The sequence below is a fragment of the Mycobacterium gordonae genome (genome assembly GCF_002101675.1).
Classification (GTDB): domain Bacteria; phylum Actinomycetota; class Actinomycetes; order Mycobacteriales; family Mycobacteriaceae; genus Mycobacterium; species Mycobacterium gordonae.
In genome coordinates, this window is the sequence record NZ_LQOY01000013.1 from 1 (window position 1) to 11,718 (window position 11,718).

Consider the following 11,718-nt stretch of genomic DNA (forward strand, 5'->3'; position numbering starts at 1 on the left):
ACACGGCACAATAAATACGACCACGTGGCCTACTTTTCGACCGTCACTCCTGGCCTACGTTTGGACCGTCGTCAACACTGATGGGAACTCCGCCGTTTGACGACTAGATTGTCAAGGTCGCAACCTCTTCGGTACAGATTGTGGAGCAAACGGCTGTTTTCCCACCGTTTCGGGTAGCAGGTGTAAGACGCGCCCAACCGACGTGTCAGCGGCCACGTATTTCCCCAGGTTTGAGGGGTTGTCCGTCACGCAATTCCTCACCGGCTGTCACGTAATTCCTCGCCCTGGGATGTGTCTGGTCGGGGTTGGGGTGCTGCTCAGGTCCGCTCCGTTCAGGTACCCCGCCGCGGGGTCCTGGAAGGGGCCTGTATTGGCGAGGAGATCGTGGAGCGTGACCGACTTCGTGGAGATGTTCCGCCATTGGCATGCCCGGCCGGATCCCAGGTGCAGATCGCGCTGGCACTGCGTATCGACCGCAAGACCATCCGCAAATACGTCGCGCCGGCGCTGGCCGAAGGGCTGTGCCGGCACCTCGGGAGCCGTTCGACGAGCCGCTGTGGCGAGAGCGGAGCAAACGCTGATTCCCCGAGCTGGTCGACCCGAGTGTGCGGGCACTGACCTGGGATCAGATCGGGGTGGAGCATGACTGGATCGATGAACAGTTCAAGATCCCGGTGACGGTGGCCACCATGGCTCAGCGTCTGCGCAATGACCGCGGTGTCAATGTGTCGGAGTCGACGCGTCGCGGAGGCGTTGCCATCAGCTCATCAAACCTATCGGTTTTGCCTAGCAGGTAACGTCGATTTTGAAAGACGCGTATTGTGGCGGGTTAATTGCGACCGGGAGGTCTGCGCCAACGGCCCTGACCTGTCCCGTGACCGTGAAATGGTTTTCTGCCCTGGTGCCCGAGGCGGCGTCTTTTGGCATTGCGTCCAGTTTGTCCCTCACCCCGTAACTTCCTCTCCAGTTCATCTCCTTCGTGAAAATCGCAACAAAGCGCACGACCACCGGCTTGTCTGGTTTCACATCGATAACAACCTCGAACAAAGTCGGTTCTATGACATCAAGCTTGTCGTCATGAATCCAATTGCAATTAAGCGGGTAATTGATTGGCAAGTCTTTCCCATCAAGAACCGCCGCAGCATTGTAAGGGCCAAGCGTCGAGCCCCCCGACGCAGACGCACGCGTGGCGGAGCCACCCGGCGCAGACGCAGGTTTCGCATTGCCCTCGCTCCCGCCACTGCTGCACGCCGTCAGGATTGGTAGCCAAATAATCAACCGCGTAACGGTCCTGATCAACCGTTCCTCCCAACTGCTTTTATAGCGCCTGAGCAGCGTCCGAGAATCTCGCCTCAAGAACGTGTAAAGGCCACAAAGTCATCGATGAGACTGTCCTTAAGGCTCGAGCGATTGACACCACAAGATATATACGGAACTCCAAGGCCCTCTGTCGTGTAGCACAAGGAAATACCTCGAAAATTCATGTTCGGACCCGAAAGAACAGTCAGCGGCCCCTGAGAATCCGGAGCACTCGCAAAGAGGTCTGCAAAAAGTTTCATCGCTGTCATACAGTCTTCAGAATCATCCCTCGGAGGAATTCCGTCTGCCGAATGCATTCCAATGTCCCACTTACCCGTCATCCCTCCATTCTCGTTTCCGTTTGAACCAATTACTGGGAAAGAAGGAAGTTTCCCGTCAACCGAGCCACAGTAAGCGTGCATCCAGGCGCCGGGTCCTTGAAAACGAACGAAGTCTTTTGCAGGCTTCCCACCAGGATGTACCGTCTGCTCGTAGAATTTCTTCTCGGCTTCCCTGGCCCGCTGCGCCGCTTCCCCTTGGCCGCCCTCTCCCGGGACTGCACCTGGGCTTGGCGAGGTTGGAAGGGATCCAGACTGTGCGCTAGGGGCGGAAACACCGGGCGTTGGGGGTTGTGCCACATTGCCGCCCTTGCCGCACGCCGTCAGCGCCAATATTCCTGCTGCCAGAATCGCAAACCACTTGCTCATATGTAACAAACCCTTGGTTGGGACAATCGCTTTTGGTGAGCCCGATGTGATGAGAAGTATATGTACCCGTGCTTACTCGCATCAGCGGTTTGAACTGCATTTCTTGTGCGCCGAGCGGGTTGAGTGGATTTACGCGCACCATCATTTGCTCGCGAACCAGGCCTTGGCGACGGTGTGAGTCACCGGCGGCGGCAGTGCGCCGCCGTAGGTTGCCAGATCGCCAGTTTTCACGGTCCACATCGGTGCGGAACGGTCGATTGGATACACGTCATAAGGTGTTAGCACGTACCCCTCCTCGCCGTGGGCATCGCAGCCGTACGCGCCGCGATAATCGTCATCACGGCTGCCCCAGGCACCACCGTTTCGGAGCCGGCATTGGGTGCCGTCGTCGAGTTGCAGCGCCACCGGCCACGCCTGCTGTGGAGGATCAACGGGCGCCAGTGGTGCCGAGATGCTCACTCGGCGCAGCTGTTTTTTCCAAGGGTCGTCCATGCATAGCAGTTGCAAGCTCGCAGCCGGCCAGCACACGTCAGCCCCAGCAGCAGTCGGGTAACAGCGGTAGATGTTCTTATTGACCGCCGCCAGCGAAGGCTCACAGTCGGCCACAGTCTCAGAACCGCCGACTTCGTGGTAACCGTTGAGCGGCTGGCCGTCGGCAGAAACCGCGACCTCGTTGATCACCTGAGTGCTGCCACCGATGCGATTGATGATGATGATGCCGTGGTTATTGTTGGTCGCTTCGTTCCAGGCGGATGTCAGTAGTCCGGAGACAATGGTCGCGCCGCCGGCGAAGATGTTTAGCAGAAATGCCGCGGGCCCGGGCACCACCTCGGACATGCATCCCAGGATGGTGTGGAACGCCGACAGAAAGTTGTCGATGAAGGCCTTTTTCGCGGTGTCGAGGGTGTCCGCTGCGCCGAGGAGGCAGTCGTAGGCTCCGGGCACTTTTTCGAGCTTGTCGCCCGTACTTGCACCTGTGATGTCGAGCAACGCCGTCAGTTCGTATACCAGCGCCGAGGTCAGCATCAGGCCTGGGTCGACCTTGACTTCGGCGCGGGTCGGTGGGTTGTCGGGCGAGAATGAGTAGGTCAGTGTCGTCGACGGCATCAGCGTGCCGGTTGAGCGGCGCTTGCCGAGGTTGTAGAGAGTCGAGATGAAACCTGATGCGGTTGCTGCGTGGGAGTCCAGCGCCGACAAGGCGCCGGTGCCGACGTCGGGTTGAGATCGGGTCAGCCAAGCCCGGTTACCGTTGGCGTGCAGGTCGAGCAAGATCTGCCCGTGCTCGAATCTCAGACACGGCCAGACGGCGTCGAGGTTTCCTCCGGACTCGTTTTTGGTTCGATTCGCCTTCAACGTCACGCCGTCAACATCGATCGACTTTTCCACGCACTCCGGCGACTTAGTGCTCTGACCGGTGAGCACCGTGCCGATCGCATCGGTGACACCCTTGGCGAATCTAGCGAAATCGATATGAAAGAAGTCCACTGGCGACAGATGGGTCAGCGTTGTTGACAGCGTCCCTGCACGATTTATGACCTCGAGGAACTCAGGTTTGCCGTCGCGCTCGGTCACCCCGACAGCGGTCGGCACCGTCTGATCGAGCCCGTTCGGGGTGGGAATGCTGACCGTGACCGGTGCCTTCGGCTGGGCATTCTCTCCGATGACGATGTCGACCGATCGGCCGAGATAGGTCAGCTGATCCACAACTTTGACCTGCGGCTGAGTCTTCGCAGTGATCGTCACACGCACCCCCGGCGCAGCGACGCCAGCAGCGCCGCTCACCGTGAGTCCATCGGCGCCGGCATAGGAAAACATCGACGATGAGTCGACGTTGACCGTCGCCGTCGAAGGCGTCGATGCGTGCGAGCTGCACGACACCGCCACAACTACGAACACGACTAGTCGACATGTAAATAAGCCAATGGCGTGGCGGCTCATCTGATTTCTCCCAACTACGGGCGCGCTACTGCGTCAAGGACTCGAACTTCGACTGGCTCGCCTGCATCAACATGGACACTGCAGATCATGGTCATCATGTCGGACCCCATCGCGCCGGGGTTTCTACAACTGCTCAGTACAAAGGACCGCCGTAGCTGCCGTTGGACGGGTACCGCAGGGTCGTCCTGTTTTTGTCACACGTAACCCGATAATGTTCTTCGAAGCACAAGCCAACGCTCCTTCCCGTTTCTGGGTTCTCGGTTATCAACAGCCAATTGTCATTTATTACGTCCGTCGGGCCGATATGCCAATCAGACGAAACTTTGTCTCCCATAGTCATATCAACAACAGGGCTATTCCTAGCCCAAGCCGTAAAACCCGTACCCTAAGCCAACGCGTTATATCCATGAATAAAAGTAGATGGTCGGCGGCAGGATTGAGCCGACTCCCGCGCCGGTAATCTCGCGAGGCGCGGTTGTGCCGTGGCCGTCAACGATATATAGCTTCGATGGACTGGGGGGGACGCCTGCCAGCTCGAAAAGCACTTGGGCTCCATCCATTTTCCAAATAAATTTAGAAATCTGCTTGCCCGTGGTTGGGATTATCGGGCGTCCGGTGCTCTGATCCCCACAGCTTTGGTCAAGACGAAGCAGGTTGTAATTGTCGACGAGAAACCATGGAATTTGTTCAGATCCATAATAGGAAGAAGAGGATGGTTTGGAGCAACCAGTTCCGTTTGAGAACTGCCACCCGTCAGCAGTCCGCACCACGTCTGAATCTTTAATTTCATGAATGGTCGCGACTACTTGGCCACCGGCAGAAGAACCGGCAGGTACGCGATACATTTCTTCATAAAAACTAGACTCAAGCCGGTTGCCATGATCCAGTGTGTAAAAGAACTCGCCGCGAGAGTTGAAGCCTAAGAGGGCCGGCTGCGTGGGCAGTCCAAAATCCGGTGTCTCAGAAGCGCTCACACGTGTGTAGCTGCCTTTCGCATCGATCCATCCGATGGATACACCGCCAGAAGGAATCATGATCGTACTGACCGCCATTTTCGCAAAATCCGGTGAGAATTTGGGAGCACCGCCCGGCCCACCGGCGGGGCCACCGACTCCATTGGCGCAACTGTCGGGGCTAGTCAATTGCGAGACGTCAAAACTGGCAACGTCGCGGATCGTTGCTGAGTCTGGATTAAAAGCCAGCACTCTGCATTTACTGCCTTCTTGCGTGATGACCACGACGCCCGACGCCGGCCCGGGAGCGTTTAAAGCTGATGAGCCCGGAGTTGTGGTGCCCGAAGGAGAGGCCGCCGGCATACCACTTGGACTTGAGGACGCTTGCTGGCCTTTCTCGCCGCCGCAGCTACACACAGTGAATGCAAACAACGCCCAGAGCGCCATCAGTGCTATACGTCGCATGTCTTTCCCTTCCTTCTTTACAACGATGCGAACGACTCCCGCGGTGTGTCGCTACCGGGCATGGCTCCTGCACTTGTTCGAATCAACGCTATCGCCATCGGCGACTTTCACACAGACGATCTTGCGCGAAGGTCGAGATGTCGGGTCTTACACCCCCGTACCGCGACGCTAAGCTGCCGATGCCCCCGATCAAGTGAGCCTGATAATGAGCTTTGCCGACGTGCCACGTGCACCACGGTGCTGAGTTTTGCATTGCCGCCCAATACCTTCAGCTACCTGGCCGCCGGGTGGAGAGGTACCCCAACCCTGTCGGAGATTGCTTGCTAGCTTGGCAGGGGTGGCTAGGTCTACTGGACGTGCAGTCATTTGCCGGTTTGAAAGCGAGAAACCCCAGGGGCTTCATCGTCTCTACTCGGGCCGGAAGCTTAGATCGGACCAATCAGACCCGCGTACTGAGGACACAACTCGAAGGCCGCATCCTGCGCAAACAGAGTGGCGTAGTACTCCCGGTTGGGCGAGTCATCCCGGTTGTAGGCGGTAAGCACTTCCTGGATCGCAGCGGACTTGCCGCCACGCGAAAATGCGCCACATACGCGGTAGCCCACCTGAACGGTCTCGCTCGGGTAAACGGTCGAATAGTGACCAACAATTTGAACCCGCTGTATGAAACCCGCTTCGTCGGCAGATGCCGTGGCAGCGGTGCCCAACGCGACACCGAGCCCGACGGTGCATGCAAGTACAGCCCTGGTCATCGCTCCATCACCTCGCTCCTGAAGAACATACTGGCCACTTGATGGTCCGCGTCGGCTCACTGTGCGGCGACCTTACGTCAGTCTGCATGCCTTCCAAGAGCCCACAACCTCAGCGAGGCGGGCAACCCTGCGGGCAGCCATGGGGACACAAATCTCGGCCCGCCCAGAAGTCAACAACCGGAGAGATGCCCGCGGCCTCGGGACTTACTCCTACCGCGTGATCGTGGCAAGCCCACCAGCCGTCATTGACCACTTCGGCATTGCTTTTACTTGCTTCCTGGTAATCGCTTTGCAGATTCGGGCGTATATCGGCGAGGTACTGCTGCTCCGCTGGGCTGAATGGATCGGCACTACCTACAGGAGCCGCAAATACGCCGACCGACACCGATAGGAGCAACCCGCTCAACCCGCTCACCTTGGCCTTCAACATTGGCCCACAGTCACCTCTCCGCTACCCAGTGTCAAGTCGACAAGAACTCTGCTCCACGGATATTCCGCCATAGCCCTCCCTCGCGCCGACAATATGTTCCTCATCGGTGCACTCGCGCCGTCCTCGTCGTGAAATGCGCTTGACCGACTGCCCGGACTGCAACACCAGGCACTTTCTAACTTATGGCAAACCCCAGCAACTTCGGAGAGTAGTAGTAGTAGTAGTAGTAGTAGTAGTAGGGCAGACCTCACATGGTTTTCGGCAACTCCTTGATCAGGTGCCGACTCGCCTCAGCCAAAACGACCGACACCAGACGTCATGGACACCGAGTCCACGGCACTTCCGCTGGTTGATGAATTCATAGAGGAACTAGCCCTGTGGCCAACCGCCTGAAGCCCAGCACGGCGACCACACAGACATGGAAACGAACAACAGCGCGACACAAGGCAAAGGCAGCGAGAGTGATTCCTGAGTACGCAACACAGCCCGCGTGCTAGTCCTACCGCTCATCACCCCGGATCGAGCAGTTGCGACAACACGCTGCGCACGTGTGAGGCAGCCATGCAGTAGGGCACATCACTGACGGAACAGCGCAAACGAGCACGCACTTGCGATCTGCAACAGTTCGTGTTGGAAACACAGCCCTACTTCGCAGTGAAGAATGCCGGCTTTCCGCCGATTCCAGTCGCGACAGTCCACAGTCCGTCAGCCCCAGCGGGGACAGCAACGCAAGCGTTTCCCTTTGCCGTCCCCCCTTGGTAGAGGTCGCCAACATCAGTAAGAGGCTCCGGAATGACTCCACAGGGATCGTTATAGGTCCGGTTGTCCGAGCCCACGAATTGGACCCTGATACCGAACATCACGTTGCCGGTGGCGTTGCCTGTGTATGTGGCCGTCACCGGCACGATCCAGTACTGCATACCCGGCTTCGGCGAGTTGTTGAACTGGTTGGTTCCGGCGACCTCTGCTGTAGCTTCACGAGGAGCGCCAAGTGTGACTTGCCAGTCTTGATTACTCACCGATTCGCCAATGGGAAGAGGGTTTTCCCTACTGCCCCGAGCGGCAGGTTGGTCGCTTTGGCCGCTGCGGGCGCTCGGCGATGGGGCAGAAGGTGCTAGGTCGGACTTCTTGAATGCGTTGCCGAATGCATCTCCCACTACGACGACGAAGACGCTAACGCCGACCACGGTTCCCACTACCGAGATGATGACGGCAGCAATGCTTGCACCCTTGGCCTTGCCGGATTGGAACAGGCCCACGATGCCGAGGATGAAGGCGATTGGCAGAAGTACCCACCCGACGATGAGCGCCCCCGGGATGCACGCGAAGACGAAGCCGACAATGCCGACTATCAAGGCGATCAGCCCCAGCGGGTTTTTCCGCTTCGCCTGAAGTTGCGGTCCGGCGTAGGGCGGGTAGGGCGGCCCGGCAGCAGGGGGTCCTGGCTGCCAGCCAGGTGGCGGAGGAGTTGTTGCCATGCGGCGGATCTTATCCAGCCAGCAACACTGCGAAAGCGAGTGGTCGTCGGTTAATTCGTCCGCGGGACCTAGTGTTCGCGTCGTAGCAGCCTGCACCAGCTACCTCCACGCGTTCTGCGTCGAACCGCGGTGAGTGTTGGTCCGCGTTTCGTATCATCCGGTAATGGCGTTGAGGGAAGGCCAAACTTTCGCCGGCTATCGGATCGTGCGCCTGCTCGGTTCTGGCGGAATGGGCGAGGTCTACCTAGCCCAGCACCCCCGCCTGCCTCGTCAAGATGCCCTCAAGGTGCTTCCCGCCGACGTATCCGCCGACCCCGATTACCGCGCCCGTTTCAACCGCGAAGCCGATCTTGCGTCGAAGCTCTGGCATCCCCATATCGTCAGCGTCCACGACCGCGGGGAGTACGACGGCCAGCTCTGGATCGCGATGGACTACGTTGACGGGCTCGACGCCGGCCGACTCCTCGCCAGCCGGTATCCCGACGGAATGCCAGCCAATGAGGTCGTCCGCATCGTCACCGCCGTGGCCAATGCGCTCGACTACGCGCACAAGCAGGGCCTGCTGCACCGCGATGTCAAACCGGCCAACATCATGCTCACCCACCTTGACGAGCCCGAAGACGAGCAGCGAGTCTTGCTCGCCGACTTCGGAATCGCGAGAAACGTCGACGACATCAGCGGACTTACCGCTACCAATATGACTGTTGGTACCGTGGCCTACTCCGCTCCCGAACAACTTATGGGCGAGGAGATCGATGGCCGCGCCGACGAATATGCGTTAGCCGCTACCGCCTATCAGCTGCTGACCGGATCGCAGCTCTTCCCGCACTCCAACCGGGCGGTCGTCATCAGTCACCACCTCAACAAGACGCCGCCAGCCCTAGCGGACCTGCGTCCCGACCTCGTCGCCCTTGACCCGGTGCTCGCAGTGGCACTCGCGAAGGACCCCGACCACCGATTCAGCCGATGCGCGGACTTCGCACATGCACTCGCCGAGTCAACCACCCCAGGGGCCGCATCCAGCGCGGCACCGACAGCAGCTGCTCCCGCAAGCCACAAAGCAGCCCCTCGCGCGGCACAAATCCCAGGAAGAAGCACAGCAGTCGGCGTTTCACCGAAGCGCTGGCTTACTCTCGCGATTGCGCTTGTCGTATTTGTTTTGGCGAGCGCGGTCGCTCTGGCCTGGCATCCCTGGCAACACGAGCCGTCAGCAAGCACGCCGACATCAAGCTCTCAGTCTCCGGCGGCCACGACGAGCAGCGCCGCTCCGCCTCCGCCGCCACGCCTCTTCCCGGCTTCGGCCGTCGATACGGTGCTGCTGACGCCGACCGAGATCAACACCCTCGTGGCAGTGGGGACCCTCGATCCGCTGCTGCAGGTGCGTCAGACAACCTACGGGATGCTTAACAACTCCAACCTCGTGACCCCTCAGGAATGCGCCGGGGTGATCTTCACCGGCGAGCGCGCTGTGTTCGCTGACACCGGGTTCGTCGCAATGCGCAACCAAACACTGGAACCGCCCGGGGGCGCTTACAGCGCAACAGGTCTGACGCAGGTGCAGCAGTCCGTCGTCGCATACCCTACGCCTGAGCAGGCACAGACGGTCCTGACCTCGTCGCAACGGCAGTGGCGATCCTGCGCCAGTGGTCGAGTCAGGCTGGGGACCGTAGGACAAAACGGCGAGAACAACCTGACTTTCGACCTCGGCCCGGTGCAGCTCCACGGGGACGTCTTGGCCGTCCCAATGGTCGCCAACAGCCAAGAGAGCGGCGGCGGCGCCTGCCAGCAGGCGCTCGCAGTCCGAGCGAACGTTGTCGTCGCCGTGCGGGCGTGCCGCTACCCAGAACCTCCGCCCGGTCAACTCGAAGCCGGCGTGAGTTCGGTGCGCAAGGACGCCGAACCGCTCGCGAGCGCAATGCTCGACAAGATCACCGTTTGAACAGCACACAGGACCGGTGGCATTTCTGGCTCCAGTTCAGGCGAAATCAACTATTCGGTGATCGATTGTCGAGGTATGCCGCCGAAAAGTGTTGTCCGAGAGCCACCGCAGCCGCACGCGGGCTCCCACGGGACAAATGCTCGACGGCGCGACCAGACAGCGGATCATCTTCTTGGATTTGAGCTTTGCTGTAGGTTTCCGCCCCTGAAGTCGTCAACTTTCGACCTCGGCCCTGTCACGCGAGTAGCAACTGCGCTGATCAGCACCTCGGAGGCGCCCGCTCTTGCCAAAATTTCAACGCTGCGTGAAAATGCGCTTTCGGCATGACTCTGTCACTGGGCTACAGGTTTCAGTCTTTGCCAGGCGGCGCAGCCCAACCTCGCCGTCGCCGGGGCCGAATACCGATGGCAGAGATGCCCCCACCGGTTTCCAACAACCTGCGGCCAACGCGCACGACATTCGCGGCATTACCGTTCCCGCTCAAACTCAGCGCTGACAGCGGTGTCAGACCCTCGACTTACCTACGGAGGCGCTGGCAACCTACTGCGACCCCCGGCCCCGACGTTGCCGCTCCCGGTCGCAGGCTCGGCAATGTCGCGCACCGCCATAGAGGCGGGTATTTTCTGCCGAATACTCATGCCCCGCCGGGCAGTGGGTCTTGAAAGCGTTACGTGCTGTTGGCCCACGCCCGCGTAGGACATTGACCCGCTGGGTGACCGCTTCAATGTGAAGAGGGTTGACACAGCGTCTGTTTCGGCAAAAATGGTCGATAACCAAGCCGTCGGGCACAGGCTGGCCATGCCACAACTCATAAAGGAAACGGTGGGCAGCAACCATGCGTCCGCCGGTGCGGACAGTGCCAGACCAGAACGATCCGTACCCTGCAGGCCCGTTAAGGCTCCCCACCCAGACCCAGCACGGAGTTCCTCCGTAGCTGCTGGGGCCTGCGTTGTCGACATACCGAGCGAAGCGATCCACCGGGTGTGCAGCTCTGTTGTGGCCGTGGAGGAAGCGGTTGCCTCCTCTTGCCAGCCTGCCGCAGCCGCACTGACATATCTGCTGGTCAGCCAGGTCACTCAACGGCCGCTCAGAACCCCGGGCCTCTTGTGAACCCGGAGACGCGGGTGTACCGCCCGGCGGTTGCATCTCACCACTCCCATTCATCTTTTTGGGAGCCTTTGTCCTCGGCGAGCCGTTTGTCATCGTCTAAGAAACCCTCGTTCTCCGTCCACTGATCCTCTGGAGGTCCGTTGTCCTCCATTCGCTCAGCCAGAGTGATCATCCGGCGCAGGTGTTCCTGTTCAGCCTCTGCCATCAGGTGGAACGCGTCGCGGTAGCGGCTCACGTCGACCCTGAAACGGCATCTCTTCAGGGCTGCGACGATATCGGTGAGATCTGAGAAGGTGCGTGCCTTCGTGTGCAGTGCGATGCGAAACGTTTTAGCCCAGCCCCAAATCCGGTGCTCGTCAGGGATTCTGTCGCCGACTGAGTGCCGGAACTGGGCAAACTGCTCCACCAGTCTCTGAACCTGAGCCTCCATGGCCTGGTCATTCAGAGGCGCCCCGTAATTGACCTTTGGCTTCTGTGCGGGCCTGGGCTCCTGCCTATGTCCTGCCATCTCGGAGCGCAATTGAGGGTAGTGGTACTGAACCTGTTGGAGGCGGGTAACTTTCCTGTCCTGGGTTGCGTCCACCAAGGTGGTGTATCAGTCGGGCCGTGAGGTGAGGACCGGCGTGTCGTAGCCGGGTAGATGAGGG

Annotated in this window: 8 protein-coding genes; 1 reads left to right on the forward strand and 7 read right to left on the reverse strand. The window is 59.7% G+C overall.

The features are described from left to right. Nucleotides 1-786 precede the first annotated feature (786 nt). From AWC08_RS34810 to AWC08_RS01340, 5 genes are all read right to left on the reverse strand, one after another. Entirely contained in the window at nucleotides 787-1,299 is a 513-nt protein-coding gene (locus AWC08_RS34810) for a lipoprotein LpqH (protein WP_159459948.1), read from the reverse strand. A gap of 848 nt (nucleotides 1,300-2,147) precedes the next feature. Next, on the reverse strand, nucleotides 2,148-3,944 hold the full coding sequence (locus AWC08_RS01330; RefSeq protein ID WP_142283357.1) for a hypothetical protein: 1,797 nt from the start codon (nucleotides 3,942-3,944) through the stop codon (nucleotides 2,148-2,150). A 398-nt stretch (nucleotides 3,945-4,342) separates the two neighbouring features. Next, nucleotides 4,343-5,182, reverse strand: a complete 840-nt coding sequence (locus AWC08_RS34815; RefSeq protein WP_142283358.1) for a hypothetical protein — start codon at nucleotides 5,180-5,182, stop codon at nucleotides 4,343-4,345. A gap of 605 nt (nucleotides 5,183-5,787) precedes the next feature. After that, nucleotides 5,788-6,114, reverse strand: a complete 327-nt coding sequence (locus AWC08_RS01335; protein ID WP_069435182.1) for a DUF732 domain-containing protein — start codon at nucleotides 6,112-6,114, stop codon at nucleotides 5,788-5,790. A 1,074-nt stretch (nucleotides 6,115-7,188) separates the two neighbouring features. Continuing rightward, complete coding sequence (locus tag AWC08_RS01340) at nucleotides 7,189-8,022, reverse strand: DUF4352 domain-containing protein (protein WP_142283359.1); 834 nt, start codon at nucleotides 8,020-8,022, stop codon at nucleotides 7,189-7,191. A 163-nt stretch (nucleotides 8,023-8,185) separates the two neighbouring features. On the opposite strand from AWC08_RS01340, the gene AWC08_RS01345 reads away from it, so the two are divergent. Beyond that, nucleotides 8,186-9,961, forward strand: a complete 1,776-nt coding sequence (locus tag AWC08_RS01345) for a serine/threonine-protein kinase PknH/PknJ (RefSeq protein ID WP_069435184.1) — start codon at nucleotides 8,186-8,188, stop codon at nucleotides 9,959-9,961. Nucleotides 9,962-10,501: 540 nt separating this feature from the next. Here the strand turns inward: AWC08_RS01345 and AWC08_RS39495 are convergent. Beyond that, nucleotides 10,502-11,164, reverse strand: coding sequence for an HNH endonuclease signature motif containing protein (locus AWC08_RS39495; RefSeq protein ID WP_372513516.1), 663 nt, complete (start codon nucleotides 11,162-11,164; stop codon nucleotides 10,502-10,504). Then, nucleotides 11,109-11,654, reverse strand: a complete 546-nt coding sequence (locus AWC08_RS01355) for a hypothetical protein (protein ID WP_069435185.1) — start codon at nucleotides 11,652-11,654, stop codon at nucleotides 11,109-11,111. Before AWC08_RS01355 ends, AWC08_RS39495 begins: the two co-directional genes overlap by 56 nt. Nucleotides 11,655-11,718 lie beyond the last annotated feature (64 nt).

Coding starts and splice junctions, on each gene's coding strand:
- AWC08_RS01330 (WP_142283357.1), bottom strand. CDS start 3,944: ATGAGCCGCCACGCCATTGGCTTATTTACATGTCGACTAGTCGTGTTC.
- AWC08_RS01335 (WP_069435182.1), bottom strand. CDS start 6,114: ATGACCAGGGCTGTACTTGCATGCACCGTCGGGCTCGGTGTCGCGTTG.
- AWC08_RS01340 (WP_142283359.1), bottom strand. CDS start 8,022: ATGGCAACAACTCCTCCGCCACCTGGCTGGCAGCCAGGACCCCCTGCT.
- AWC08_RS01345 (WP_069435184.1), top strand. CDS start 8,186: ATGGCGTTGAGGGAAGGCCAAACTTTCGCCGGCTATCGGATCGTGCGC.
- AWC08_RS39495 (WP_372513516.1), bottom strand. CDS start 11,164: ATGACAAACGGCTCGCCGAGGACAAAGGCTCCCAAAAAGATGAATGGG.